Annotated in this window: 19 protein-coding genes; 8 read left to right on the top strand and 11 right to left on the bottom strand. The window is 69.9% G+C overall.

The features are described from left to right. Nucleotides 1-5 precede the first annotated feature (5 nt). Entirely contained in the window at nucleotides 6-1,418 is a 1,413-nt protein-coding gene (locus F9278_RS38425; protein ID WP_152172415.1) for an RICIN domain-containing protein, read from the top strand. 37 nt (nucleotides 1,419-1,455) lie between these two features. Here F9278_RS38425 and F9278_RS38430 read toward each other — a convergent pair whose 3' ends face one another. Then, the gene (locus F9278_RS38430; RefSeq protein WP_152172416.1) at nucleotides 1,456-3,159 is read right to left on the bottom strand and encodes a rhamnogalacturonan lyase B N-terminal domain-containing protein; all 1,704 of its coding nucleotides are present in this window, start codon (nucleotides 3,157-3,159) and stop codon (nucleotides 1,456-1,458) included. 192 nt (nucleotides 3,160-3,351) lie between these two features. Here F9278_RS38430 and F9278_RS38435 point away from each other — a divergent pair, with 192 nt between their 5' ends. Both F9278_RS38435 and F9278_RS38440 read left to right on the top strand, forming a co-directional pair. After that, a complete protein-coding gene (locus tag F9278_RS38435) occupies nucleotides 3,352-4,398 on the top strand; it encodes a rhamnogalacturonan acetylesterase (RefSeq protein ID WP_152172417.1) in 1,047 nt (348 codons plus the stop codon). A 355-nt stretch (nucleotides 4,399-4,753) separates the two neighbouring features. Beyond that, the gene (locus tag F9278_RS38440) at nucleotides 4,754-6,511 is read left to right on the top strand and encodes a DUF2264 domain-containing protein (RefSeq protein ID WP_152172418.1); all 1,758 of its coding nucleotides are present in this window, start codon (nucleotides 4,754-4,756) and stop codon (nucleotides 6,509-6,511) included. Here F9278_RS38440 and F9278_RS38445 read toward each other — a convergent pair. The 3 genes from F9278_RS38445 to F9278_RS38455 all read right to left on the bottom strand — a co-directional run bounded on the left by F9278_RS38445 (nucleotide 6,456) and on the right by F9278_RS38455 (nucleotide 9,971). Next, nucleotides 6,456-7,874 (bottom strand): hypothetical protein, encoded by a 1,419-nt coding sequence (locus tag F9278_RS38445; RefSeq protein ID WP_152172419.1) that lies wholly within the window; start codon nucleotides 7,872-7,874, stop codon nucleotides 6,456-6,458. The two genes, F9278_RS38440 and F9278_RS38445, sit on opposite strands and share 56 nt — an antisense overlap. 60 nt (nucleotides 7,875-7,934) lie before the next feature. Next, nucleotides 7,935-8,537: a TetR/AcrR family transcriptional regulator gene (locus F9278_RS38450; protein ID WP_152172420.1), complete on the bottom strand. Its 603-nt coding sequence runs from the start codon at nucleotides 8,535-8,537 to the stop codon at nucleotides 7,935-7,937. Between the two features lie 114 nt (nucleotides 8,538-8,651). Then, nucleotides 8,652-9,971: a jacalin-like lectin gene (locus F9278_RS38455; protein ID WP_152172421.1), complete on the bottom strand. Its 1,320-nt coding sequence runs from the start codon at nucleotides 9,969-9,971 to the stop codon at nucleotides 8,652-8,654. Between the two features lie 244 nt (nucleotides 9,972-10,215). Between F9278_RS38455 and F9278_RS38460 the strand changes: the two genes are divergently transcribed. Further along, a complete protein-coding gene (locus tag F9278_RS38460; RefSeq protein ID WP_152172422.1) occupies nucleotides 10,216-10,758 on the top strand; it encodes a hypothetical protein in 543 nt (180 codons plus the stop codon). A 43-nt stretch (nucleotides 10,759-10,801) separates the two neighbouring features. On the opposite strand, the gene F9278_RS38465 is transcribed toward F9278_RS38460, so the two are convergent. The 7 genes from F9278_RS38465 to F9278_RS38495 form a co-directional block, all read right to left on the bottom strand. Beyond that, nucleotides 10,802-11,881, bottom strand: a complete 1,080-nt coding sequence (locus F9278_RS38465) for an endo-1,4-beta-xylanase (protein WP_152172423.1) — start codon at nucleotides 11,879-11,881, stop codon at nucleotides 10,802-10,804. Between the two features lie 142 nt (nucleotides 11,882-12,023). Next, nucleotides 12,024-14,933 carry a glycoside hydrolase family 2 TIM barrel-domain containing protein gene (locus F9278_RS38470; RefSeq protein WP_152172424.1) on the bottom strand — a complete coding sequence of 970 codons (2,910 nt, stop codon included), beginning with the start codon at nucleotides 14,931-14,933 and terminating at the stop codon, nucleotides 12,024-12,026. Between the two features lie 19 nt (nucleotides 14,934-14,952). Beyond that, on the bottom strand, nucleotides 14,953-15,855 hold the full coding sequence (locus tag F9278_RS38475) for a carbohydrate ABC transporter permease (RefSeq protein ID WP_152172425.1): 903 nt from the start codon (nucleotides 15,853-15,855) through the stop codon (nucleotides 14,953-14,955). After that, complete coding sequence (locus tag F9278_RS38480) at nucleotides 15,852-16,817, bottom strand: carbohydrate ABC transporter permease (RefSeq protein ID WP_152172426.1); 966 nt, start codon at nucleotides 16,815-16,817, stop codon at nucleotides 15,852-15,854. The genes F9278_RS38475 and F9278_RS38480 overlap by 4 nt, the downstream gene beginning before the upstream one ends. A 23-nt stretch (nucleotides 16,818-16,840) precedes the next feature. Next, nucleotides 16,841-18,103, bottom strand: coding sequence for an ABC transporter substrate-binding protein (locus F9278_RS38485; protein WP_152172427.1), 1,263 nt, complete (start codon nucleotides 18,101-18,103; stop codon nucleotides 16,841-16,843). Nucleotides 18,104-18,394: 291 nt separating this feature from the next. After that, nucleotides 18,395-19,708, bottom strand: a complete 1,314-nt coding sequence (locus F9278_RS38490; RefSeq protein WP_152172428.1) for an ROK family transcriptional regulator — start codon at nucleotides 19,706-19,708, stop codon at nucleotides 18,395-18,397. Between the two features lie 129 nt (nucleotides 19,709-19,837). Next, on the bottom strand, nucleotides 19,838-21,085 hold the full coding sequence (locus F9278_RS38495) for an FAD-binding protein (RefSeq protein WP_152172429.1): 1,248 nt from the start codon (nucleotides 21,083-21,085) through the stop codon (nucleotides 19,838-19,840). 215 nt (nucleotides 21,086-21,300) lie between these two features. Between F9278_RS38495 and F9278_RS38500 the strand changes: the two genes are divergently transcribed. From F9278_RS38500 to F9278_RS38520, 4 genes are all read left to right on the top strand, one after another. Continuing rightward, nucleotides 21,301-22,308 (top strand): hydroxyacid dehydrogenase, encoded by a 1,008-nt coding sequence (locus tag F9278_RS38500; RefSeq protein ID WP_152174382.1) that lies wholly within the window; start codon nucleotides 21,301-21,303, stop codon nucleotides 22,306-22,308. A 548-nt stretch (nucleotides 22,309-22,856) separates the two neighbouring features. Continuing rightward, entirely contained in the window at nucleotides 22,857-24,062 is a 1,206-nt protein-coding gene (locus F9278_RS38510) for a helix-turn-helix domain-containing protein (RefSeq protein ID WP_152172430.1), read from the top strand. Nucleotides 24,063-24,162: 100 nt separating this feature from the next. Further along, a complete protein-coding gene (locus tag F9278_RS38515) occupies nucleotides 24,163-24,387 on the top strand; it encodes a hypothetical protein (RefSeq protein ID WP_152172431.1) in 225 nt (74 codons plus the stop codon). A 344-nt stretch (nucleotides 24,388-24,731) separates the two neighbouring features. Next, on the top strand, nucleotides 24,732-26,057 hold the full coding sequence (locus F9278_RS38520) for a radical SAM protein (protein ID WP_152174383.1): 1,326 nt from the start codon (nucleotides 24,732-24,734) through the stop codon (nucleotides 26,055-26,057). Nucleotides 26,058-26,184 lie beyond the last annotated feature (127 nt).

Genomic DNA, 26,184 nt, shown 5'->3' on the forward strand with positions numbered 1-26,184 from the left:
CTGAGATGAGACGTGCGTACGCGATGCTCCTCGCGCTATGTCTGGCGCTGGCCGGCGCCCTCGTCACCGCCGGCCCCGCCCAGGCGGCACCGCAGACCGTCCCCAACGGCACCCAGTTCACGGACAGCAGTGGCAACGCCCTCCACGCCCACGGCGGTGGCGTCCTCAAGGTCGGCTCGTACTACTACTGGTTCGGCGAGAACCGCAACGCCGACAACACCTTCCGCTATGTCTCCGCCTACCGTTCCACGGACCTCAAGACCTGGGAGTTCCGCAATCACGTTCTGACCGAGGCCACCGACCCGGAGCTGGAGACCGCCAACATCGAGCGGCCGAAGGTCATGTACAACGCGGCCACCGGCAAGTTCGTGATGTGGATGCACAAGGAGAACGGCGTCGACTACAGCGAGGCCCGCGCGGCCGTCGCCGTCTCCGACACCGTCGACGGGAACTACACCTGGCAGGGCAGCTTCCGTCCGCTGGGTACGCACATGTCCCGGGACATCACCGTCTTCGTGGACACCGACGGCACCGGCTACATGATCTCGGCGGCCCGCGAGAACTACGACCTCCAGATCTACCGGCTCACCGCCGACTACACCGGTATCGCCGCCCTCGTCGCCGACCCCTGGCACGGCGGCCACCGCGAGGCCCCGGCCCTGTTCAAGCGCAACGGCGTCTACTTCATGCTCACCTCGGGCGCCACCGGCTGGAGCCCCAACCAGCAGCAGTACGCCACCGCCACCAGCGTCGCGGGCCCCTGGACGGCCATGGCCAACGTCGGTGACTCCACCACCTTCGGCTCGCAGACCGCGTACGTGCTGCCCGTGCAGGGCACCTCCACCACCTCGTACCTCTACCTGGGCGACCGCTGGGGCAACTCCTTCAGCGGCACGGTCAACGACTCCCGGTACGTCTGGCTGCCGCTGACCTTCCCGACCTCCACCACGATGTCCCTGTCCTGGTCCCCGGAGATCACCGTCGACACGGCCACCGGCACGCTCACCGGCACCAGCGCCACCTACAACACCCTGATCGCCCGGCACTCGTCCAAGTGCGCCGATGTCACGAGTCAGTCGCAGTGGGCGGGCGCCCAGATCAAGCAGTACACCTGCAACAGCGGCAACAACCAGAAGTACTGGTTCAAGTCCGTCGGCAGCGGCTACTACCAGCTGACCACCCGTCACAGCTCCCTGTGCGTGCAGGAGAACGCCTCCACGACCACCCAGGAGAACTGCAACTCCGCCTCCACCGCCCAGCAGTGGTCGGTGGTGACCTCCGGCTCCTACGTCAACATCGTCTCCCGCGCGACCGGCGAGTGCCTGGACGTGAACGGCGCGTCCACCGCCGACGCGGCCGCCGTCATCACGTACACGTGCAACGGCGGTACGAACCAGCAGTGGACGCGCGGGACATGACGTCCCGTCAGTTCATTCCGTCAGTCCAATCCGTCGGTCAGCTCAGCAGGTCGATCGTGTCGATCGCCGTGCCCGCGCTGAGATAGGAGGTCGACCCCGACCCGCTCACCACGTTGATCCGCAGCACGTTGTACTGACTCGTGTCCGTCAGCCAGGCGGACGCCGGGACGCTGTAGGTGAACGTGTGGTTGTTGCCCCGGTAGGACCCGTTCGTCAGCGAGCGTGTGTTCGGCTGGGTGGGCGGGGAGGGGATCGCCGAGGTCCAGGCGTCGTTGACGACGACCTGCGGCCGGCCGTTGGCGTAGGCCGTCGTCACCCCGATGCGCAGGGTGTGCGCGGCGGCGGCCTGCGCGGCGGTCAGCCGGAAGTAGACGAGGAGACCGCTGTTCACGTCCTTCCAGAGGTAGCAGGGGAACGCCGAGGTCTCGGTGCCGCTGCCGATCACCACATTGCCGGTCCAGGCGGCGGCCCGGACGTCCGACGGATGCGCGTACGTCATCAGGTCGGCGTTCTTGAAACCGCTGGGCGTGCCGTTCCAGTCGTTGATCCGCCAGATCGCGCCCGCGTTCGACGGGTCGTTCGAGGACGGGATCGCGATCGAGTTCAGCGTCGTCGTCGCGCCCGCCGTGACCGTCACCGAGGTGGTGTACACCGCCAGCTCACCCTTGAACACCGTGAGCGTGTACGTCCCCGGCAGCACCCCGGGGACGGAGTAGTTGCCGTCCGAGGCCCGCGCCGAACCCCAGTACTGCGCCGCCGAGTTGGCGAGGCCCACCGTGTACGCGTACGCCGTGTTGCGGCCGGTGATGCCGACGCCCGCGACCCGGCCCCGGCCGCTCGCCGAGACGTACCCGGACAGGCCGAGCGAGTCCGCCCACGAGGTGGTCAGCGTGCCCGGGAACAGCGCCGAGGAGGGCGCCCCGCCGTCCGTGAAGGCGATGACGTACGGGCCCTGGAGGCCGAACCGCTGCTCCTCGGTCTGGTTCTGGCCGTAGTACAGGATCTCGTAGAGGCCGCCGCCGTCCGCGCTCTGGTGGCGCAGCAGGGAGCGGTAGAACGGGCCGCCGGAGGCCTTCTCGTGGTTGCTGCGGACGACGTACAGACCGACGCTGCCCGTGGTCCAGCCGACGTAGTTGTAGTCGATCACCCGCAGCTTCGAGTAGTGCTTCGAGCGGGTCTGGCCGTTGGACTTGGCGAAGACGTCCGAGGCCTCGATGGTGGTGGGGGCGTAAGTGTAGGAATCGGGCTCGTCGTTGAGGAACAGGCCCGCCTTCACGCGCAGGATGAACCGGGTCGCCGAGACCGAGGTGTCGGCCTTGTTGGTCCACAGGTAGACGTTGTTCTCGCCGCTGCGGGCCGCGTAGTAGTGCCTCAGTGTGCCGTAGGTGACGGAGACGAGGATCGTCGAGCCGGACTGCGTGATGGTGACCGTGGAGCTGCCGAGGCCGGACTCGATGTGCGAGTTCATGCCGCCGTAGCCCTGGTACTCCGTGCCCCGGTAGACGAGCGAGGCCAGGTCGCCGTTGCTCTTCCTGACCTTGAACACCAGGTTCGCGCCGGTGTCGATGACGTAGTGGGTGCCGTCGTCGGTGTAGCCGAAGGCCGCGGCGCGGGCGGTACCGGCCAGCGGCCCGGCGAGCGCGGCTCCGGTGACTCCGGCAGCCGTGGCGGCGGTGCCGACGACGAAGCCGCGGCGGCCCAGACGGGGTGTCGTGGCGGGTCTGTCGGTGGATTCGGACATGGGGGTCCTCCTCGGGTGGTGTGGGGGGACTGCGGGTGATTCGGAAGGGTGACAGTTGAATCGTTTTCGCGAAAGGGCTTTCGCCGTAGAGAAGTTGGCAATCATGTGAAAAACGCCGGACATCTAGAAAGCGCTTGTCAAACGATGTACCGTCCACCAGCCGGGACTTGTCATTCCTCGGGAGGAGCCGCAATGAGACGTTTCACCATCGCCGCGCTGACGGCGGCGACGGCCCTGGGCACCGTCCTCACCGCCGTACCGGCCGAGGCGCACCGGGGGCGGCCCGCGCTCGGCCTGGAGAACTGTGCCGCGAACGCCTGCCACTTCGACGTCCCGGCCGGGACGTACGACGTGACGGTCCGCCTCGGCGGCGAGACTGCGGCGAGCACGAGCGTCACCGGCGAGACGCGCCGCACGCTGCTCGCCGAGACGGCCACGGCGGCCGGGCGGCCCACCTCCCGCAGTTTCACCGTCGACGTCCGCACGCCCGAGGGCGAGCCGACCGGCGCCGACGGCACACCCGGTCTGGACCTCGTCATCGGCGGTTCGGCGCCCGCGCTGGCCGACATCCGGGTGACCCCCGCCAAGCGGGCCCGGCAGATCCTCCTCGTCGGCGACTCCACGGTCTGCGACCAGCCCGGCGACCCGTACTCCGGCTGGGGGCAGCAGCTCCCGCAGTACCTCCGCAAGGGTCTCTCGGTCGCCAACTACGCCGACTCCGGCGAGAGCACGGTGTCCTACCTCGCCGACTCGCGGCTGTGGGCCACGGTCCAGCCGAGGATCCGGGGCGGCGATCTGGTGCTGATCCAGCTGGCCCACAACGACAAGCAGACCGACGAGGCCACGTATCGGGGCAACCTGGAGACCCTGGTCGCGGGTGTCCGCGCGAAGGGCGGCGAGCCGGTGCTGGTGACCCCGATCGTCCGCCGCTGGTTCAACGCGGACGGCACGCTGAACAACGGCACGGCGCTGCTGGTCAACGGGCTGGGTGTGGACCATCCTGCGGTCACCCGCGCGGTCGCCGCGGCGCACTCCGTGCCGCTGATCGATCTCACCGCCGGGACCAAGGCGCTGGTCGAGTCGTTGGGTACGGAGGGTTCCAAGGCGCTGTACCTGTACAACGAGAAGCGGGACAACACGCATACGTCGGTGCATGGCGCGACCGTCTACGCGGGGCTGGTCCGTGACGAACTCGTCGCCCAGGGGCTGGTGCGTGAGGGGCGGACCAGGGTGGGATGAGACCCCTGGGGCGTTCCGACCGGAACCGGGGCGTCCCAGGTTTGTACGCGGGAGGGGGTGGGGGGTGCGGTGCGTTTGCGGGTGCGGGCCAGGTGGGGGCTGGTCGCGCAGTTCCCCGCGCCCCTGAAAAAGCAGGGGCTGCGCCCCGTGCTTTTTCGGCCCGCGGCCCGGGTTGCCTTTCAGGCCCGCGGCCCCATCGCCCTTCAAGCCCGCGGGGCCGTGGTCTTTCAGGCCCGCAGGGGCCTGGTCTTCTAGGGGCGCGGGGAACTGCGCGAGAAGCCCCACCGGAGCCGCACCCGACAACGCACCCCATCCACCCCCCTCCTGAATCAACCCCGGCCAGAAAGCGCACCGTATGCCCTCCCAGCCGCAGGACGATCGCAGCCTCAGCCCGTACACCGGCTACACCCGCGCCCACTGGGAGGCCGCGGCCGACGGACTGCTCGCGGCGGTCGAACCGTACGCGTCCGCCGACGGCGCGCTGTACGACCTGCCGGGCGACCGCACCAGCTGGTCCGGCCGGCTCTCCGACGGCCTGGAGGGCTACGCCCGCACCCTCCTGCTCGCCGCCTTCCGCCGGGACGGCACCGCGCTGGCCCGCTACGCCGACGGCCTCGCCGCCGGTGTCTCGGGCGTCTGGCCGCGTATCGAGGACCGAGGCCAGCCCCTCGTCGAGGCCGCGTCGATCGCCTTCGCGCTGCGCGTCACCCGGGACCTGCTCTGGGACCGCCTCGACGACGCCGTCCAGCAGCGCACGGCGGCCTGGCTCGGGGACGCGCTCACCGCCGAACCCTGGCCCTGCAACTGGGAGTTGTTCCCGGTGACCGTCGGCGGTTTCCTCGAAGAGATCGGCCACGAACCGGAGTTGGCCCGTCGGGTCATCGACCGGCGTCTCGACCGCATCGAGCAGTGGTACCTGGGTGACGGCTGGTACACCGACGGCGACGGCCGCAAGTTCGACTACTACAACGGCTGGGCCATGCACCTCTACCCCGTGCTGCACGCCTGGCTCGCCAAGGACGAACACCTCCTCGCCCGCTACGGCGACCGTCTCTCCACCCATCTCGCCGACTACGCCCGCCTGTTCGGCGGCGACGGCGCCCCCCTGCACCAGGGCCGCTCCCTCACCTACCGCTTCGCGACCACCGTCCCGCTCTGGCTGGGCGCCCTCACCGGCCGTACGCCGCTGTCGCCGGGCGAGACGAGGCGGCTGGCGTCCGGCGCGCTGAAGTACTTCCTCGACCGGGGAGCCGTGGACGAGCGAGGCCTGTTGTCCCTCGGCTGGCACGGCCCCGACTCCGCCGTCCTGCAAGGCTATTCGGGCCCCGCCTCCCCGTACTGGGCCAGCAAGGGCTTCCTCGGCCTCCTGCTGCCGCCGGACCACGAGGTGTGGACGGCGACGGAGGAGCCGGGCCCGGTGGAGCGGGCGGACGAGCTGCGCCCGGTCGGTCCGCCCAACTGGCTTCTCCAGTCCACGAGTTCGGACGGACTGGTCCGCCTCCACAACCATGGCAGCGAGGACGTCCGCTACGACCCCTTCTACACCCGGCTCGCCTACTCGACGGTGACCGAGCCCGTGCCCCTGGCCGAGCCCGCCGAGACGTACGACAACAGCGTGATCGTCGGCGGCGACGCGAGCCGTACCGACATCGAGCCGCTGGGCGTCGGCGAGGGGTGGGCGGCGTCCCGGCACACCGCCGGGACAGGGGCGCGCGTGACGAGCCTCGTGCTGGCGCGCGGGGCGGTGGAGGTGCGGGCCCATCTGGTGGCGGGCGCGCTGCCCGGCACGGCGGTGCGGATCACGGGATGGGCGGGCGCGGACGGCGTACACGCGGAACTCCTCCCGGCGCACGGTCTGTCGGCGGACGCGGACGCACCCGGGCTCGTCGGCGGTGTCGGTGAAGGGGCGACCCTCTTCGTGGCGCTCGCCCGACTCACCGCCGACCCCGCCCCCCGGCCCCTCCCGGAGCTGGTCTCCGTGGAGGTGCGGGAGGGGCCGGGGACGTACGAGGTGTCCGTGAACCGGGCCCGCGGCGACGAGCGGACCCGGTTCGTGTTCACGGCGTCAGACGGGCGATCTTCAGCGTCTTCGTGGTCGGTGACGCCCCGTTGAGGGCGCTCGTGTAGGACGGGGTGACGGGGGCGTAGGCCCAGGTCAGCGTCCCGTCCTTGAGGACCGCGATATCGCCGGAGATCCGGGCCTTGACGACCTTGTCGGCGCCCTGGGGCTTGCCGTTCCAGTCGACGAGCCGGAAGTGGGTGCCCGTGAAGGTGCCGGTGCAGGTACCGCTCGCGCACTTGGCGTTCTTCAGCGTCTCGTAGGAGACGAGGAGCCGGTCCTTGCCGTACGGGGCGACGCGCACGTTGACGTGTTCGGTGCCCTTGGCGGAGGTGAGGTAGACCGGCTTGCCCGACGGGGTGTTGCGGTTCTTGAGGAACGCGATCGCGACCTGGTGGGTGCTGGTTTTCGGCTTGACCGTCCAGCCACGGCCGCTGGAGTCGTCCGGGTTCTTCTTGGCGGAGGCGGCGCCGCGCGAGGCGAACGCGGTGGCGTAGCGGCCGGTGGAGGACTTCACGATCTCGCCGGTGCGGCCGGAGAAGGTGCCGCCGCAGTAGCCGGCCCAGCACTGCTCGCGCTGGACGACGGGCGCGTTGTCCGGGGCGGCTATGCCGGTGGAGACGAACAGGCCCGAGCGCCAGTCGTCGAAGCAGAGGGAGGTGAAGTCGCCGGTGGTCTCGGCGCGCAGGGCTATGCCCTCGTTGTGGGAGCAGCCCCAGCCCCAGCCGCCGCCGAGCTTCTTGCCCTTGGGGCCCACGTACGCGAGCTTGTCGCCGAAGTGGCCGTCGGCGAAGCCGCCCGCGCCGTGCACCACGAAGTAGGCGCCGTACTTCTTGCCGTTCCAGGCGAGCTGGCCGTCGAGCAGCGGGGCCGTGTCGTCGGAGGAGGTGCCGGTGAGCTTGGTCCGCCAGGTCTGCTTGCCGTTCTGGTAGCGGATGAGCGCGGCGGCCGTCTCCTTCCACTTGTTGGTGTCGGCGACCCGGGTCAGCAGCGCGAACCCGTCGTTGTGCGCGACGAGCCCCCCGACCTCCTTGGTGCCCTTGACGACCGTGTCGGCGCCCGAACGCTTCCCGGCCGCCGTCAGCGGGGTGACATGGATACCGTCCGACGCGGGCCAGGCCACCCGCAGGGTGCCGTTCGGTGCCACGGCCGTCGCCGTCCGCGTCCACTCCCGGCTGTTGTTGTAGCCCGCCGAGAGATAGGGGAACTTCGCCGACAGGGTCACGGTCGTGTTCGTGACGGTGAGATCACCGGCCGCGGCGGTGGTCGAGGGCGCGGCCCCGGCGGTCGCGTACCAGGCGCCGGCCAGCACGGACGCGGCCACGAGCGAGCCGATGACGGGCTTGCGCGCGAGGTGGCGACGGCGGTGTCTGGCCGGGGCGGGAGGTGCGGAGGGGGTGGGTGTTGCAGATGTCATGTGCTGTGGTCGCCACCGGAGGGCCGAAGGTTGCCGCTCCGGCCGAAAATATTCGAGACCTCAAGAGTGGCCCTCGTCGGAGCGGTTCCCCGGGGCCTCCCGGGGCCAGTGCGTCAGCGCCAGATGCAGTGCCTCGACGGATCTCTCCCACGATCTGCGCACCTCCCGGGGCGCCCCGAAACCGCCCCCGGCCTCCAGGGCGCAGAAGCCGTGGAAGGTGCTGCGCAGCAGCCGTACGGCGTCGGTGAGGTCGGGTTCGTCGAGGCCGTACGCGCGGAGCATGCCGTAGGTGATCTCGGCGGTGCGGCGCAGGGCGGGGGAGTCGGTGACGAGGACCTGGTCGAGGGGGATCTGGGTGGCCGCGTACCGGCCGGGGTGGCGCAGGGCGTACTCCCGGTAGGCCCCGGCGAAGGCGGCGAGCGCGTCCTTGCCGGCCCGTCCGGCGACGGCCTCGGCGATGTCGTCGATCAGCTCGCCGCCCGCCAGCAGCGCGACCCGGGTCCGCAGATCCTGGAGGTTCCTGACGTGCGAGTACAGACTCGCGTCCTTCACCCCGAAGTGCCGTGCCAGCGCGGACAGGGTGACCTTCTCGAAGCCGATCTCGTCCGCGAGATCGGCCGCGGCCTCCACGACCCGGTCGACGGTGAGCCCGGCACGGGCCATGGAGACCACCTCTTCACCTCGGGGACCCGGAACGCCAAGGCTACCGCCCGGTGATCAAGGGCCCCGAGGCCGTGTGACGGCCGAACCGCGGGTCGGTCCCAGGCCGTCCGCGGGTCAGCCGATCGGCGCGTACAGCACGCCCAGCCTGTCGATCTCGTCGCCCGAGCGGCCGGTGAAGCCGACGATCTGCCAGCCGGAGGGGGCCGTGAAGGTCTTCGTGTCGGAGGTCGCCGTACCGGAGGTCAGGGTGCGGCCCTTGTCCGTGCCGAACGCGGCGGAGAAGATCCGGGTACGGCCGTCCTTCTGGCCCTGGGTGAGCCTCACCGAGGTGAGGTGCTCGCCGGAGGCCAGCGTGAGGGAGGTCGCCGTGCCGCCCGTACCGCCGTGGGTCAGGGTCGTGCCGCCGTCGTGCGTGAGCGAGACCGCGTCGAGGCGGGAGGCGCCGCGCAGGGTCAGGGTGCGGGGCGAGACCGTCGACGGGAGGTTGTCCGCGTCGTTGTACGCGGTGCCGTGCGGGCCGCCGAAGAAGTCACTGGTCCGCAGGCCGGAGTTGACCTTCCAGGAGAAGTCGACCGTGTGCGGGAAGTGGTCGGAGAGGTTGCCGCCCGCCGAGTCGAGGAACTTCGCCCAGTCGTCGCCGTAGCGGTTCGCGGTCAGGTCGACGACGTTGCTGTCCCGGTAGAAGACCTTGTCGACGACCTCGCAGTCGTTGGTCGGGGCGGTCGTCGGGCAGAGCAGCGCGTCCGCGCCCGGCGCCGGGGCGACACCGCCCTTGATCAGCTGCACCCACGGGTCCGTGAGGCCGTTCTCCGACACGAGCGAGCGGATGTTGTCGCCGGTGCGCGTGTAGCGGGTGTTGGTGTCACCCATGACGATCACCGCGTTGCCCGCCGAGTTGGCCTTGATGAACTCGGAGAGCTGGGTGACGTTGGCGCGGCGGGCGGCGAGGGCCGCGTCGTCGGAGTCGGCGTTGGTGTGCACGTTGTAGAGGTCGACGAAGACACCCTCGTCGAGCCGGACCCGGGCCAGCGAGAAGCCCTTCGGGGTGAGGCAGTTGGTGCCGGTGCAGTCGTTCCACTTGACCCGCTCGAAGTCCTCGAACGCGTAGTCCGACAGCGTGTTGAGGCCGTCGCCGAACGGTACCCCGCCGCTGGTCGCCGTGCGGTACGGGTGGTTGTCGCCCGCGTACAGCGCCGCGTGGTGGTTGAAGTCCTCCTGCACGTTCACGATGTCGTACGCCCCGAGGCGCGGCGAGATCAGCGGGGTGTTCACCTCCGGGTTCCCGGAGCTGAGCAGCTCCGGGAGGCCGGCGACGTTGTACGTCAGCACGTTGAACGTTCCGCTGGTGGCCGCGGCAGCGGGTGTCGCCCCGGTGGTGGCGAGGCCGGTGACGGCCAGTGCGCCGGCGGCGAGGGTGCCGAGGAGTCTTCTCATGGTGGGGTGTCTCCGGTCAGGGGGAACGAGGGGGAAACCAAGGGGATTTGAACAGTGCTCATGTTCTGTGGCGACCAGTGTGACGGGAGAGGTCTGCCGGGGAACAGCGAACGCCGAGGCGATCCGCCCTTCATGGACATGACCTGGGTTGCGGATGACCGGGGCGGGCGCAGACTGGAATCAGGAGCAGCCCATGTCGCAGAAGCAGCCCATTTCGTCATGAATATGCCAAGGAGGCGACATCATGGGAACCCTCACCGTCGGGGCGCGGACCTCCGGCCTCGTCCGGTTGATCACCCGGCTCCACCCCGAACTGCACGATCTGTTCGATCCGCACGGCCCGCTGCTCATGAGCAGCGTCACGCGGGCGGCGGAGGCCGGCGACACCGTCGAGACGGCGCTCAATCCGCAGCCCCTGCCACCGCGCGACGCCCTGCTGCTCGCCGTGCGGCAGACCGTCAAGGGGGTCGCCGAGGCGGCGATCGTGGCGGACCAGATCGGCCGCGACGCCGGTGAGACCCTGCACGAGGTCGGCGACGACCTGTGCCCGCCCCCGCCGCACTCCAAGATCCCCTGGCCCAGGCGCTGGCCCGGACCGTGGCCGCCGGGAGAGCCGTACCCCATCGACATCGACCCGGAGTTCATGACCCCCGCGGTCCAGGCCACGGCCGGGCTGGCGTTCCAGGCCTACGCCGACGGCGTCGCCGACCCCAAGCTGAGCGCCGCCTTCGGTGAACTGGCCGACCGGCTCTGCGAGACGGCCCTGAGCAACGGCGTTTCCGGCTGACCGTCGAGCGACGGCGGTTCCGGCCGACCACCGGGAGGCCGGTTCAGGCGTTCGGGTTCAGCCCGTTCGACAACCCCGTGTACGCCGGCTTCGCCCCGTAGCCCTCGTTGTACGGCAGGGCCGCCCCGTACCCGCTGAACGTGCCCGGCACCCAGGAGTGCTTGTCCGTCAGACCCCACGCGGTGACACCGGCGCAGCGCGGGACACCGAGGCAGTTCTCGCTCGCCGTCTTGTAGTCCGTGGACTGCTGGGCCAGTTCGGCGCCGGAGGCGGGCAGCGGGATACGGATGTCCAGCTCGGTGAGGGAGACCTCGAGACCGAGGTCGGAGAAGCGCTTCAGGTTCGCCTTCATCGAGGCGGGCACCCCGCCGAGCACGAAGTGGGACTGGAAGCCGACCCCGTGCAACGGCACGCCCTGCGCGAGGAGTTGCCGTGCCAGCGCGTACAGGGCGTCGCTCTTCGCGTTGTCCGCCTCGATGTTGTAGTCGTTGATGTACAGCTTGGCGGCCGGGTCGGCCGTGTGCGCCCAGCGCAGGGCGCTCGCGATATGGGCGGTGCCGAGCTTGTCCTGCCACACCGAGGAACGCATCGAACCGTCCTCGTTGAACGCCTCGTTGACGACGTCCCAGGCGTAGATCCTCCCCTTGTACCGGCCCACGGTCGTGCTGATGTGGTTCTGCAGGATCGTGTTGAGCTGGGCCGCCGTGAAGTTCCCGTTCTTCAGCCAGGACGGCAACTGCGCGTACCAGACCAGCGTGTGGCCGCGTACGCCCTGGTTGTGCGAGGTCGCGTGGTCGACCAGCCGGTCCGCCGCGCCCCAGTTGTACGAGCCCCGGTTCGGCTCCAGCGCGTCCCACTTCATCGCGTTCTCGGCGGTGACCGAGTTGAACTCCCGGTCCAGCACGGTGGTGTACGCAGCCTCGCTCCGGAGCGGCCCGTCGGCGACCGCCGCGCCGATCCGTACGCCCCGCGCGTCGGCGTGGCCGCGCAGGGTCGTCGCGGCCGAGGCGTCCGGGGCGAGTGGGGGGAGCGCCACGATTCCGGCGGCCAGCAGCGCGCCCACGACGAACAGGGGGCGCGGGACACGACGACGACGGCGGTGGTGGGGGGTGGTGTGCTGCACGGCGACTCCTCGCGAAGCGAAGCGAAGGGGGGGAGGGGAGCATGGGTTCGGGAGCGGCGCGGATGCGCCGCCTCACCCCTCCGTCGCCGCAGGGCGCGCGAAGGTTGCCTCAGGGTCGAGGCCCCCTTCGCGCGCCCGTCGGTCAGCCGATCTCCGAGAACACGAACGAGAACTCCGTCGGCCCCGCGAGCAGGTGGTACTGCGGCAGCGGGCCCGGTCCGCAGGACTGGGAGCCGATGCCCATCTGGCCGTGGTCGAGGTTGACCCACACGGTGTCACCGGCCTGAAGATCCGTCAGATGCGCGGCGGCGTCCAGCTGTTCGGTCGTCCAGCGGCGGGCGGCGAACCCGAACTCCGGGTCGCCGTCGATCCGCAGCCCGCCCAGCTCGGCCCACCGCACATCGGGGCGGACACCGTTCTCCTGCGGGCGGACGTACGGGGTCTGCAGCTCGTCCACCGTGGAGTGGTAACGGCTCACCATGGAGGCCGACTTGGTGTCCGGGTAGCCCTCGCCGGGGCCGCCGCCGTACCAGGTCACCGCGTCCGCCGACGACAGCCCGAAGCGGATGCCGAGCCTCGGCAGCGGCACGGTCCAGTCGCCTTCGGGGTCCACCGTCACGGTCAGCTTCAGCCGGCTGTCGTCGGCGGTCCACCGGTAGGTCGTGCGCAGGCCGACCTCCCGGGCGGCCGGTGCCACCCGCGTCCGTACCGTCAGCGCGTCGGCGCCCAACTCCACCCCGTCCAGGCGGTGTTGGACGCGGTGCAGGCCCAGCTCCCGCCACAGCCTGCTGTAGCAGGTGTTGCCGTTCCACGCGCCCTCGTCGTTGTCGGTGGTCGCCCGCCACACGTCCAGCCGCGGCCCGGTGACGTCGATGCCGCCGATGGTCTTCAACGCGCCCGTGCGGACATCGAAGGAGGCCGGGCCCAGGTAGATCAGTCTCTCGCTCGCCGTGGGGCCGCCGCCCGGTGTCACCGTCGGCAACAGCCGCTCCACGACCGGTAGTTGGGCCCACGCCACCTGATGGTCCTTCCTGCCCCAGGCGGTGTCCTCGGCCAGCAGCGCCCGTACGGTCCACAGCGCCTCGCCCGCCGGTCCGCCGGCCGGCGGCTGCGGCAGCTTCACCTCGGCCGACTCACCGGGCAGCAGGGCGGGCACCGAGAGGGCCCCGGCCTCGATCGTCTTCCCGTCCACCTGGTAGGCCCACTCGAAGGCCAGCGAGGACAGGTCCGTGAAGTCGAACGCGTTGCGCACCCGGACCGTCCCGGCCGAGCCGTCGCCGTCGATACGGACGGGCTCGATGACCTTCTTGAACTCGATCAGGCCGGGGGAGGGTGTCCGGTCCGGGAAGACCAGGCCGTCGCAGACGAAGTTGGAGTCGTGCAGTTCCTCGCCGAAGTCGCCGCCGTAGGCGTAGCCCAGCTCGGGGTGGGTGACGCCGTGGTCGATCCACTCCCAGATGAAGCCGCCCTGGATGCGCTCATGGGCCTCGAAGATCCGCTGGTAGTCGGCGATGCCGCCGGGGCCGTTGCCCATGGCGTGCCCGTACTCGCACAGGATGTAGGGGAGCTGACGGCGCTTGTGGGTGCCGCCGTCCAGGCGCTTGCCGATGCGCTCGGTCTCGGCGTGGTCGGCGTACATCCGGGAGTAGACGTCGGTGTCCCGGCAGTCCCAGTCGCCCTCGTAGTGCACGAGGCGGGAGTCGTCGCGGCCGTGGATCCACTCGGCCATGGCGGTCAGGCCACGGCCGGTGCCGGCCTCGTTGCCGAGGGACCAGATGACCACCGAGGGGTGGTTCTTGTCGCGCTCGACCATGCGGGCCGCGCGGTCCAGCAGGGCCGGGGTCCAGCGGTCGTCGTCGACGGGGTTGTCCCGCCAGTTCTGCTCGGTGAAGCCGTGGGTCTCCAGGTCGCACTCGTCGATCACCCACAGGCCGTACTCGTCGCACAGGTCGAGGAAGGCCGGGTGCGGCGGGTAGTGGGAGGTGCGGACCGCGTTGAGGTTGTGCCGCTTCATCAGCAGCACGTCCTCGCGCATGGTCTCCAGGTCGAGGGAGCGGCCCTTGACCGGGTGCCACTCGTGCCGGTTGACGCCCTTGAAGAGGATCGCCTTCCCGTTGACCTTGAGCAGCCCGTCTTCGAGGGCGACGGTCCGGAAGCCGATCCGCAGCGGGACCCGCTCGCCCTCGGTGACCAGCTCGCCGTCGTACAGCTTCGGCGTCTCGGCGGTCCACGGCTCGACCGGGACGGTCACCGCCTCGCCGGTCGCGACATCGATGTCGAGGGCGGGCACGAGGACCCGGCCGTCGACGTCGGAGTCGACACGCAGGGTCCCGATACCGCCCACATGGTCGTAGGAGGCGTGCACGAAGAAGTCGAGGGCACTGCCCGCCGGGCGGTGCAGCAGGGTGACGTCCCGGAAGATACCGGGCATCCACCACTGGTCCTGGTCCTCCAGATAGGAGCCCGCAGACCACTGGTGGACCCGGACGGCGAGGACGTTCCCCGCCGGCTTCAGCAGGTGCCCGACCGCGAACTCGTGCGGCAGCCGGGAACCCTTGAACTCACCGATGTCCGTGCCGTTCAGCCACACCCGGGCGCAGGACTCCACACCGTCGAAGCGGAGCACGGCGCCACCGTCGATCACCGCGCCACCGTCCGAGGACCAGTCGCCCGGCAGATCGAAGTACCGCAGATGGTCACCGGTCGGGTTCTCCGACGGCACCCTCGGCGGGTCCACCGGGAACGGGTACAGGTGGTTGGTGTAGATCGGCGCCCCGAAGGCCCCGTCACCCTGCAGCACCCAGTGGCCGGGGACGGCCACCCGCGCCCAGCCCCCGGCGTCGTACCCCTCCGCCGCGAACGAGTCGTCCTCGGCGTCGGCGGTGGGGGAGAGACGGAAGCTCCAGTCGCCGTTCAGCGACAGGGACCGGGCGTCCGAGGACGCGTACCAGGCGCGGGGCGGCAGGGCCCCGCGGCCCGGTGACACGTCCTCGACGTACCCGACGGACGATGCGGTGGTGCTGCCGGTGCTGCCGGTGGTGCGGAAAGACATCGGTCTCCTTGCTGATTTCCTAGCCCTTGATGCCAGTCTGCGCGATGCCCTGCACCAGCCAGCGCTGGAGGAAGAGGAAGACGAACACCAACGGCAGGATGGAAATGGCCGTGGCCATGAAGATCAGGTGGTAGGTGATGGTCTGGCCGGTCATGTAGTTCGAGAGCGCGACCTGCACGGTCCACGCGCTCGGGTCCTGGCCGATGACCAGGGGCCACAGGAAGGAGTTCCACCCGCTGATGAACGTGATCGTCGCCATCGCGGCGAAGAAGTTCAGCGAGTTGGGTACCACGACCCGCCAGTACGCGCCCATGTAACCGAGCCCGTCCACCCGTGCCGCCTCCTCCAACTCCTTGGGGAACCCCAGGAAGTACTGCCGGAACAGGAAGCAGGTGAAACCACTGAAGAGCCCCGGAATGATGAGACCCCGGTAGGTGTCGATCCAGCCGAGGGACGACACCAGCACGAAGCTGGGCACGAAGGTCACCGCCGTCGGGACCATCAGGGTGCCGAGAACGACGTAGAAGACCTTGTTGGCGTGCTTGTACGGGATGCGGGCCAGGCCGTAGCCGGCCAGCGAGCAGACCAGCAGCGTGCCGACGGTGTGCAGGACGCCGACGACCGCCGAGTTCCACAGCGAGCGCGCGAAGTCGACCGACGGGTCGTCGAACGGCTCGCTGATGTTGCCCCACTGGATGTCGGTGGGGAACCACTTCCATTCCTCACCCGTGATCTCCGGGTCCGTCATCAGCGCGTTGCGGACGATCAGATAGAACGGGATGAGGAAGAGGAGCGCGGCGAAGCCGGTGGCGAGGTACAGACCGGTCGAGCCGATCACGCTGCCGGTGCGGACGCGACGCGGCTTGGCCGATACGGCCACCCGGTCCGCCCGGTCCGCCGGAGGTGTCGTGGTGGTGGTCACTTGGACTCCTCACCCCTTCCGAATCCCAGGAACTTGCCCTGGAGCAGGGTCACGAGGCAGATCAGCACGGTGAGGATCAGCGCGCCCGCGCTGCCCGAGCCGTAGTCCTGGCTCTCGCCGAGCGCCTTGTAGTACAGCTCCATCAGTGGTGGCCGTCCCCACGTGGTCTTCGACAGCAAGTTGAAGAACTCGTCGAACGCCTGGTAGGCGGCCACCAGGAGCAGCAGGATCACGGCGGTGGAGGTCGCCCGCAGTTGGGGCAGGGTGATGTGCCAGAAGGTCTGCCAGCCGGGCTTCGCGCCGTCGATCGAGGCGGCCTCGTACAGCTCCTGCGGAATGTTCTGCAGGGCCGCGATGAAGAGGATCATGTAGAAGCCGGCCTGGAGCCACAGCCGTACGCTCACGATGACCAGCCAGTACCACGGTGGGTCGGGGCTGGCCAGCCAGGCGGTGTTGTCGATACCGAACAGGCCCAGGAAGGTGTTCGCCATGCCGAAGCGGACACCGTTGAAGATGGACATCTTCCAGATCAGCGAGGCGGCGACGTAACTGACCGCCGTCGGCAGGAAGAAGACCGAGCGGAAGAACGCCTTCATGAACCGCAGCCGGTTCACCATCAGTGCCAGTCCCAGCGAGGCCGCCCAGGTGGTCGGCACGATGATCGCGGCGAATACGGTGAAGGTGACGAGGGAGCCCATGAAGTCCTCGTCCGTCAGCATGTTCACGTAGTTGTCGAAGCCGACGAACGTGCTGGGCGTGACCGTGAAGCGCGCCTCGAAGAAGGAGAGCCACAGGCTCCAGAGGATCGGGACGTAGACGAAGATCAGCAGTCCGGCGAGGAACGGCCCGGTGAAGATCCAGAAGTTGAGGGTGGGGGAGCCACGCAGCCCCCGCCGCGGCCCGGCCGGGGAGGCCTTGGCCGGGGCGGGGCTGGAGACGCCGTCCCTGGTGATGGTCGACATGTCGTGAGTACCTGTCCGCAGACCTATCCGAAGAGCTTCTTGAGCTCTTTGTTGACCTTCGCGTCGGCCTTGGTGAGCTCCTTGTCCGGGTCGCCGCCCTTGCGGACGCAGTTGGCCATGACGTCCTCCAGCGCGGTGATGCTGGCCTGGGTCCAGCCGATGTTGTCGAAGTGACCGAACTCGTTGAAGAGCTTGACGCCCTCAGCGGGCAGACCCGTCTTCAGCTTCTCGGCGGACTGCGCGAGCGAGGTACGCGGCGGGATGTGGAAGCCGTAGGAGAGCGCCCAGTCCTCCTGGTACTCCTTCTGGTCGATCCACAGCCACTTCACGTACTCCTTGGTCTCGTCGACGTTCTTGCCCTTGGCGTTGACGAACATCGACCAGCCGCCGTTGTACACGGACTGCTTGCCCGCGTCGCCGATCTTCGGGAACGGGAAGACACCGAGGTCGTCACCGAACGTGTCCAGCAGCACGGGCATCGCCCACATACCGCACCACTGCATCGCGGTGAGGCCCTGGTTGAGCGAGGCCGGGTCCCAGGACTCGGTCGGGGCGTCGAGCAGCAGGTCACCGCTGGTGAACAGCTTGCGCAGCTGCTTGAAGCCGTCGACGACCGCGTCCGTGTGGTAGGCGATCTGGTTCTTGTCGTCGAGGTGCTGCGCGCCCGCCGACCAGATCAGCGGATTGATGATCGAGTGCAGGGTGTTGCCGAGGTAGGCGCCCTTGACCTTGTCCGTGGTCAGCTTGGCGGCGGCCTCGACCAGCTCCTCCAGCGTCTGGGGGACCTCGACACCGGCCTTCTCGAAGAGCGACTTGCGGTAGAAGAAGAACTGCGGGTCGTCGATCATCCGGATGCCGTATATCTTCCCGTCGACCGTGTGGGAGGCGATGTCGGCCGGGTTGAAGTCGTCCTTGACCGGGTTGATCAGATCGCTCAGGTCCGCGACCTGCCCGCTCTCGATCATCTGCAACTGCGGGTGGAACTCGAAGCAGTCGGGCGCCTTGTCCGTGAGCAGCGAGGCGAACAGCTTGCTCTCGAAGTTGGAACCGGTGATCCACTGCGTGGTGACGTTCGATTCCTTGTAGGCCTTCGCGTACTTCTTGATGGCCTGCTCGGTGCCCGCCTCGCCGTACGCGTGGAAGTACTGCGTGAGGCCCGCGCCGCCACCGCTGCCGCTTCTGCCGGTGTTGCCGCCGCACGCGGCCAGTCCGCCGGCGGCGGCCAGACCCAGCGCGGCCCGCAGGGCGGTACGGCGGTCGAAGTTGCTGTTCCTGAATGCCGACATGCTGACGTCCTTGTCTCGAGTACGGCTGCGGCTCTGCGCCCATGGCTCGGCGGCTCAGTGCCAGTTGGCTCAGTTGGCTCGGTTGGCTCAAAGGGGCTTGCGGAGCGGGACGTTAACCTTCGGCTAAGGCTTCGGCAAGGGGTTGGACGAAGTCTGTTCGAAGCGTTGTATTCGGTTCGGTGGTCCGAACGTCCGTGCGGCGCAAAGGTGTTGGTCAGGGCGGTGACGACGGGAATGACGGAGGTGCCGGGAAGGTGAGGGCCGCCGGGTCAGGGTCAGGCGGCCCTCGGCTCAGGGGTGGGGACGCAGGCGCTCGCGCTCTTCGGAGCGCCCTCGATGGCGTACGGCGGACTTGACCGGGGCGCCGACCGGAGCGGCGGCCGGGGTGGCGCGTTTACCCGGTTTCTGGCCGACCGACTGCAGCGCGCCCTCCAGTGCGAACGTCGCCGCGCCCAGGCACGCCGGGTCCGTCGGGATCTGCGAGAGCACGATCTCGGTGGCGGCCATCGGACGCGGCAGCGCGTGCCGGGCGACGGCCTCGCGCACCTCCGCGACCAGGGGCTCACCGAGGGCCGCCGCGACCCAGCTGCTGAGCACGACGACCTCGGGATTGAACAGATTGACCAGGTCGGCGAGGGCCGCGCCGAGATATCGGGCGGTGTCCCGCACCACCTCCAGCGCCTCCGGATCCCGCCGGGCCACCCCCTGGGCGAGCGCGGCGATGGTGGCGGTCTGGTCCTCGGGATGCAGCAGCGCGCTGTCCGGACTCAGCTCCCGCAGGTTCAGCATGATCCCGGCGGCGCCCACATACGTCTCCACGCAGCCGTGGTTGCCGCACCGGCACAGCCGGCCGTCCAGCGCGATCGTCGTATGGCCCCACTCGCCGGCGCTGTTGCTCACCCCCCGGTGCAGTCCGCCGTCCAGGACGAGCCCGGCGCCCACACCGGTCCCGAGGGTGACCACCACGGCGTCCCCGCGCCCTCGGGCGGCCCCGAACCACAGCTCGGCCACCGCGACCGCGCGCAGCGGATTGTCCAGGTACAGGGGATAGGCGATGTGCTCGGTCAGGAGGTCGAGCAGCGGTACGTCGTGCCAGTCCCAGTTGGGCGCGTACTCCGAGATACCGGTGGCCCGGTCGACCTGCCCCGGCACGCTCACCCCGACCCCGAGCACCCGGGCACCCTCGGTACCGGCCTGCGCCACCACCGAGCCGACGGCGGCGGCGACATGGCCGACCATCTGCTCGGGCAGCGTCTCACCCGCCCGTACGTCCTCCTCGGCGCGCGCCAGCACGTTCAGCGCCAGGTCGAACAGCTCGACATGGACATACGTCTCCGCGATGTCCACGCCGATCAACGCGCCCCCCGACGCGTTGACGGCCACCAGTCCGCGGGGGCGGCCCCCCGCCGAGTCCTCGAACCCGACCTCGGTGATCATGCGAAGGTCGAGCAGCTCACCGACGAGGGTGGCGACCGTGGCCAGGCTCAGTCCGGTGGCCGCCGCCAGCTCCTGCCGGGAGGTGGGAGACTTGGCGATGATCTGGCGCAGCACCTCGTAGCGGTTCGCGGTGCGGATGTCGCGTGAGGTGCGCTTCACCGACGACATGATCCCCTCGATCCCTCCAGGCCATGACGAGGCCTGTTGCCCCGGCGCGGTCGCCAAGGCTATGGCGAGTGGTGGCTTTCTACAAGGGGTTAGGAAAGGGGCTTTATAAAGTCCCGGCCGGCGGAGCGCTCATTCACCGAGCGCGCTCCGTACGAAGGCGTTGCGGAACTTGCCCGACGGGTCCAGCGTGTCGGCCACCCGCCGGAAATCACCCAGTCGGGGGTACAGCCGCCCCAGCTCGGCCGCCGGCACGGTGAACACCTTGCCCCAGTGCGGTCGCGCCTCGAACGGCGCGAGCACCTCCTCCACCCGCCGCACCACCGGCAGCACGGGCGCCGCGTCCGCGATCCAGGTGAAGTGCAGCGCGACCGTGTCCCGGCCGTGCGCCGGGCTCAGCCACTGCTCGTCGGCGGCGACCGTACGGACCTCGCAGACCTGGAGCACCGGCGCGACGACATGCCGGATCCCGTCGAGCGCGTGCAACGCCTCCCCGGCGAACGTCCGGGGCAGCAGATACTCCGACTGCAGCTCGTCCCCGCTGCTCGGCGTGAACTCGGCCCGGAAGTGCGGCAGCCGCTCGTGCCACGGGCCGGGCACCCCGAACTGCTCGGTGCAGTTCACCGCCGGCATCCCCGGCACCGGATGCATCGCCTCGGTCGCGGGCGCGGCCCACGGGAAGTCCGCCTCGGCCCGGTCCGTGCGCGCCTTGACCCACACCTGGTCGAAGCCCGGACGGGTCCACCGGGTGAAGAGACTCACGCTGTACGCCGCCGCCGACACGGCGTCGAAGGCCAGCCCCGCCAGCGGGAGTTCACCGAAAACCCGCTGGCTCACCTCGAAGGCCGGCTCCAGGTCGAGGACGAGCGCGGTGACCACGCCGAGCGCGCCCAGCGAGGTGACCGCCGCGCCGAAACGGTCGTCGCCCCGGGCGAGCGTCAGGGTCGTCCCGTCCGCCGTGATCAGCTCGACCTCGCGCACGGCCGCCGCGAGCGGACCGTTCCCGTCACCGGAGCCATGGGTGCCGGTGGCCACCGAGCCCGCCACCGAGATGTGCGGCAGGGAGGCCATGTTGTGCAGGGCGAGACCGTGGGCGTGCACCGCGCGGGCCAGCTCCGCGTACCGGACCCCGCCCCCGACCCGTACCGTACGGGCCGCCGTGTCCACCTCGATCTCCGGCGGCAGCCCGGTCAGGGAGAGCAGGACGCCCTCCGGGCCGGGCTCCGCGATCTCGTTGAACGAGTGCCCGCTGCCCAGCACCCGCACCCGTTCGCCGCCCGCGACCAGGGCCCGCAGCGCGTCGACGGAGGGCGGCCGGTGCAGCTTCTCGGCGGTGTAGATGATGTTCCGGGCCCAGTTGGTCAAGGTCTCGGTAGTCATGCCTGATGTCCTCCGCCGGCCGTAGCTGTGGAGAGCCATCCTCCCCGCCCCGGGCTCCGTCCCGTTCATTGACCCCCTGGCGAGCCCCTGTCTACGGTAGAGACCGCTTACCGCTTACCGCTTACCGCTTACCGCTTACCGCTTACCGCTTACCGCTTACCGCTTACCGCTTACCGCTTACTGCACCCGGCCCCCTCCCTGCGGAAGGTTCTTCCTTGCCCGAGCGTCCGCGCGCACTGTTCGCCATGACGGCCGAGAACGTTCCGCAGGTCTTCCCGCCGGAGGTGCTGGCCCGGCTGCGCGCCACCGTGGACATCGATCCCGCCCTGATCGCCGAGGACTTCACCGACCCCCGGATCCGGAAGGCGCTGGCCGAGACCGAGGTGCTGATCACCGGCTGGGGCTGCCCCCGCCTCGACGAGACGGTCCTCGACGCGGCGCCCCGGCTCCGCGCGGTGCTGCACTCGGCGGGCTCGGTGAAGGGATTCGTCGCCCCCGCCGTCTGGGAGCGCGGGATCGCGGTCTCCACGGCCGCCGCCGCCAACGCCGTACCCGTCGCCGAGTACACGCTCGCCATGATCCTGCTCGCCGGGAAGGACATCCTGGGCCGCCGCGAGCGTCTCCGCGCCGAACGCGTCTCGCCCGGCTGGGGGTTCGTCCCCGGCATCGGCAACCACGGCCGCCGCGTCGGCGTCATCGGCGCCTCCCGCATCGGCCGCCGCGTCATCGAACTGCTGCGCCCCTTCGACCTGCGGGTGAGCCTCACCGACCCGTACGTCGACGAGGCCGGGGCCGCCGCCCTGGGCGTCCCCCTGCTCCCGCTCGACGACCTGCTGCGCACCTCGGACGTCGTGACCGTGCACGCCCCGGACACCCCCGAGACCCACCGCCTGATCGACCGCCGTGCCCTCGCCCTGATGCCCGACGGGGCCGCCCTGATCAACACCGCGCGCGGCGCCCTCGTCGACCACGACGCCCTCGTCGACGAACTGCGCGCCGGCCGGCTCTCCGCGATCCTCGACGTCACCGACCCCGAACCGCTGCCCGCCGACTCCCCCCTCCTCGACCTCCCGAACGCCTTCGTCACCCCCCACCTGGCCGGCTCCCAGGGCAACGAGGTCGCCCGCCTCGGCCTCACGGTCACGGAGGAGGCGGAACGACTGTCCGCCGGTGAGGAGTTGGCGTACGGGCTGGACCGGGGGGTGCTGGAGCGGACGGCGTGAACGGGCCGGGTCCGATGCGCGTGGCCGACGCCACGGGAACCTGGCTACTCTGCCCGATGAAGGCTGGATTTCAGCGCTTCGCACGGTCACGACGAGGCCCCAGTCCTTCCGGCGGACCGCGCCAAGTGTCACCGCCCGCTCGCGCAGCAGGTACGTCACCGCCGACGCGACGTCCGCCACCGGAGGACTCACCTCGTACCGGGCGAGCTTTCCGACGTACCGATCCAGCCATTGCCCACCTTCCCTCCGCGCGGCCCGGGACAACGCGACCTCCGCATCCCCATCGAGAAGGACCACGACCTGGCCGGGCGGACCGGCGCGAGCGATGTCCCCGGGTCGCCGGTGCCGGTCGTCCGGAAGGCCTCGGCCATCGGGACCGTCATGACCGCCGAGCCCTCCGACCCGCGCGAACCGGGTGGCGATCCGGTTCGCCCGCCGCCGCACGGCAACACGGTTGAGTGTGGTTTTTTGACGGTACGTCGGCTCCGACCGCTCGTGTGGGCCGATCGGCGTACCGTTCTGGGTGTCGAGCCAGAACGGAGTTGAGCATGCCGTACGCAAGTCGCCGGGAGGCCGGTGGAATCGGGGCGCGCATCGAGGAAGTGATGGCCCTGCGCGGTTACTCCCTCCGGGAACTGGGGCGTCGTGCCAGTGTCTCCCCGTCGATGCTCTCGCGCGTGATCAACGGGCAGCGGCAGGCCAGCCCTGCCATCGTCTCCGCCGTCGCCCGTGCCCTGTCCGTCAGCATCTCGGTCCTGCACGGTCAGCCCTACATCCACCAGCTCCAGGCCGACCAGCTCGACCAGTTGATCGCACCGATCAGTGCCGCGCTGGACGACTGGGACATCCCGCTCGGCGAGGGCGACCCGCCGCCGCCGGACCTCGCGACGCTGCAGGCTCAGGTGGCCGAACTGAAGGAACAGCGCGCCAAGGGAGAGTTCATCAGGATCGCCGCCGAACTGCCCAGCCTGATCGCCGAAGTCAACGCCTACTTCCTCCTCAACGACCAGCCGGGACGCCGCCGCGAGCAAGCCGCAGCCCTGCAGGCCGAGGTGTGCCGCACGATGTGCGTCGTCGGCCGCAACATCGGGTTCATGGATCTCGCCCGCCTGGCGCTGTCCCGGATGGCGGTCGCCGCGCCACTGTCCGGAGACCCACGACAGGTGGCCATCGAGCGCTGGTACCGCGCTCAACTGATGGCCGACGGCGCCCGGCACGATCGTGGGGTCCTCCTCGTCCGACAGGCGCTCAAGGACCTGGACGACGACGGTCAGCAGGCCACGAAAGCCGTGCGCGGCGCTCTGCACCTCAAGGCGGCGGTCCTGTCCAGCCGTGGCGGCGACACGGTCGGCGCGGACGGTTGGCTGGAAGCGGCCGGGGAGATCGCCGAGGAGACCGGCGAAACCCGTGACTACGGGCTCGTGTTCGGCCCGGTGAACTGCACGCTCCACACCATGTCCACCTCCAACGACCGCGACCGCCACGCCCGCGCCCTGGAGAAGGCCCGCAAGGTCCGCCTCCCCGACGACTACCCGGAGGCCCGCGCCGGTCACTACTGGGTGGACCGGGCCCGCGCGGAGACCTGGACGGCGAAGCACGGCGACGCGTTCGCCTCGCTGGCGCGGGCGCGCGAGGTGGCGCCGCAGCAGACCCGCTACCACCCGGGCGTGCACGAGACCGTGGCGACGCTGCTGCGGGCGCGGGCGAAGGCGCCGGGGGAGCTGCTGGAGTTCGCGAGCTGGTGCGGCGTGTAGCGGATCGGGCAACGCCGGTCAAGGACCTGGGTGTTGACAGTCGGTCAACGCCGGGGCCTTGCCGGATCGGCACGATGTGACGGTACGCATCACTCCGTCCATGGAGCCGACTTTGACCAACCCCCACACCACGATGGACCCACCCCCCTTCCTCGGGCTGCCGCCCGAAGAGCCGGTACCGCCGGCGGACTGCGAGGTGTGCGCCGAACTGGCTTCGCGGAGAGCCGAGGCCAGGGCCCAGGGCGATCTGTCCCGCGTCTCGGACTGCAACGTCGGGATCCGCAACCATCACCGGCCCCCGCGCCGCAAGCGGAGGACGGCATGAGCGGTGGTGAGCAGGGGCCGGGTGTCCCCTTTCGGCCGAAGCCGCTCGTGGCCCCGGACCACCTGCCCGGCGAGACGGAGTACGGCCTGTTCATCGAGCACATGATCGCCTGCGCGGACTGCGGCTACGGACAGGTCCAGTGCGAGCGCGCCACCGAGCTGTGGCAGGCGTACAAGCAGTCCAGGAAACAGGCCAAGCGGCTTCCGGAGCAACCCCCACCGGACCCGCACCCGACGACGCGCCCCCAAACGCCCCCCGCCCCCTCCCTCCGACCGCCGGAGGCATACCGTGGGGATTGCGTGCGGGCGATCCCCGGACGACGTCGGGAGCGAGGAGACAACGGGATGGATGGCAGCCGCACCGCACTGGTGGAGGACCTGATGGAGAGGTTCCCGCACGTGCCACGGGAGGCCGTCTTCAAGGAGGACCTGCTCAGGGGCGGTCTGGCCTTCGACGCCTCCGCGCTGAGCGACAACGAGAAGGGCGACGTCAAGCCGAAGTCGTACTTCATCTTCTCCTTCGACCACGGCACCCTCCCCGAACTCGGCGAGGCCGCCCTGCGCCGCCCGCCGGAGGAGATCATCCTCACCGGCGGCCCGTACGACCTGCGGCGCACGGTCGTCTCCGTACGGGTCAACCCGTCCTCGCCCTACCGGGTGGCCTCCGACGAGGACGGCCTGCTCGGCCTGTACCTCGACGGCAAGCGCATCGCGGACGTCGGCGTCCCGCCCATGCCCGAGTACTACAGGCACACCCTCTCCAACGGGAAGTCCGTGATGGAGGTGGCGCCCACCATCCAGTGGGGCTACCTGATCTACCTCACCGTCTTCCGCGTCTGCCAGTACTTCGGCGCGAAGGAGGAGTGCCAGTACTGCGACATCAACCACAACTGGCGCCAGCACAAGGCGGCGGGCCGGCCGTACACGGGTGTCAAGGACGTCGACGAGGTCCTCGAAGCGCTGGAGATCATCGACCGGTACGACACCGCGAAGACGTCCACCGCGTACACGCTCACCGGCGGCGCCATCACCAAGACGGTCTCGGGCCGTGACGAGGCCGACTTCTACGGCCACTACGCCAAGGCCATCGAGGAGCGCTTCCCGGACCGCTGGATCGGCAAGGTCGTCGCGCAGGCGCTGCCGCTGGACGACGTCAAGCGTTTCCACGACTACGGCGTGAAGATCTACCACCCCAACTACGAGGTGTGGGACGAGTACCTCTTCAAGATGTACTGCCCCGGCAAGGAGCGGTACGTCGGCCGCGACGAGTGGCACAAGCGGATCCTGGACTCGGCCGGTGTCTTCGGCGCGCGCAATGTGATCCCCAACTTCGTGGCGGGCGTGGAGATGGCCGAGCCGTTCGGGTTCAAGACGGTCGACGAGGCGATCGCCTCCACCACCGAGGGCCTGCGGTTCTTCATGTCCCAGGGCATCACGCCCCGCTTCACCACCTGGTGCCCGGAGCCCACCACCCCGCTCGGCAAGGCCAACCCGCAGGGCGCGCCGCTGGAGTACCACATCCGGCTGCTGCAGGCCTACCGCGCCACGATGGAGGAGTTCGGGCTGTCCTCACCGCCCGGATACGGCCCGCCCGGACCCGGCAACGCCGTCTTCTCCGTCAGCTCCTTCATGGACAGCCTCCCGGCCGCCGAGGAGGTTCCCGCCCAGTAACTCCTGTGGCGGTTGAGTCGATCGGGATCGGCGTACGTACAACTCCATAGTGTGTGACCGTTGGTAACCGCATTTGAAGACGCGGCTTGTCAGTTGTGTGGGAAGCGTGAAAAGCTCTGGGCCACTG

It is taken from the genome of Streptomyces phaeolivaceus, from assembly GCF_009184865.1.
In the GTDB taxonomy this organism is placed as follows: domain Bacteria; phylum Actinomycetota; class Actinomycetes; order Streptomycetales; family Streptomycetaceae; genus Streptomyces; species Streptomyces phaeolivaceus.

Excerpts from the sequence above, each read along its gene's own strand:
- F9278_RS38425 (WP_152172415.1), top strand. The coding sequence starts at position 6 with ATGAGACGTGCGTACGCGATGCTCCTCGCGCTATGTCTGGCGCTGGCC.
- F9278_RS38430 (WP_152172416.1), bottom strand. The coding sequence starts at position 3,159 with ATGTCCGAATCCACCGACAGACCCGCCACGACACCCCGTCTGGGCCGC.
- F9278_RS38435 (WP_152172417.1), top strand. The coding sequence starts at position 3,352 with ATGAGACGTTTCACCATCGCCGCGCTGACGGCGGCGACGGCCCTGGGC.
- F9278_RS38440 (WP_152172418.1), top strand. The coding sequence starts at position 4,754 with ATGCCCTCCCAGCCGCAGGACGATCGCAGCCTCAGCCCGTACACCGGC.
- F9278_RS38445 (WP_152172419.1), bottom strand. The coding sequence starts at position 7,874 with ATGACATCTGCAACACCCACCCCCTCCGCACCTCCCGCCCCGGCCAGA.
- F9278_RS38450 (WP_152172420.1), bottom strand. The coding sequence starts at position 8,537 with ATGGCCCGTGCCGGGCTCACCGTCGACCGGGTCGTGGAGGCCGCGGCC.
- F9278_RS38455 (WP_152172421.1), bottom strand. The coding sequence starts at position 9,971 with ATGAGAAGACTCCTCGGCACCCTCGCCGCCGGCGCACTGGCCGTCACC.
- F9278_RS38460 (WP_152172422.1), top strand. The coding sequence starts at position 10,216 with ATGGGAACCCTCACCGTCGGGGCGCGGACCTCCGGCCTCGTCCGGTTG.
- F9278_RS38470 (WP_152172424.1), bottom strand. The coding sequence starts at position 14,933 with ATGTCTTTCCGCACCACCGGCAGCACCGGCAGCACCACCGCATCGTCC.
- F9278_RS38480 (WP_152172426.1), bottom strand. The coding sequence starts at position 16,817 with ATGTCGACCATCACCAGGGACGGCGTCTCCAGCCCCGCCCCGGCCAAG.
- F9278_RS38485 (WP_152172427.1), bottom strand. The coding sequence starts at position 18,103 with ATGTCGGCATTCAGGAACAGCAACTTCGACCGCCGTACCGCCCTGCGG.
- F9278_RS38490 (WP_152172428.1), bottom strand. The coding sequence starts at position 19,708 with ATGTCGTCGGTGAAGCGCACCTCACGCGACATCCGCACCGCGAACCGC.
- F9278_RS38495 (WP_152172429.1), bottom strand. The coding sequence starts at position 21,085 with ATGACTACCGAGACCTTGACCAACTGGGCCCGGAACATCATCTACACC.
- F9278_RS38510 (WP_152172430.1), top strand. The coding sequence starts at position 22,857 with ATGCCGTACGCAAGTCGCCGGGAGGCCGGTGGAATCGGGGCGCGCATC.
- F9278_RS38515 (WP_152172431.1), top strand. The coding sequence starts at position 24,163 with ATGGAGCCGACTTTGACCAACCCCCACACCACGATGGACCCACCCCCC.
- F9278_RS38520 (WP_152174383.1), top strand. The coding sequence starts at position 24,732 with ATGGATGGCAGCCGCACCGCACTGGTGGAGGACCTGATGGAGAGGTTC.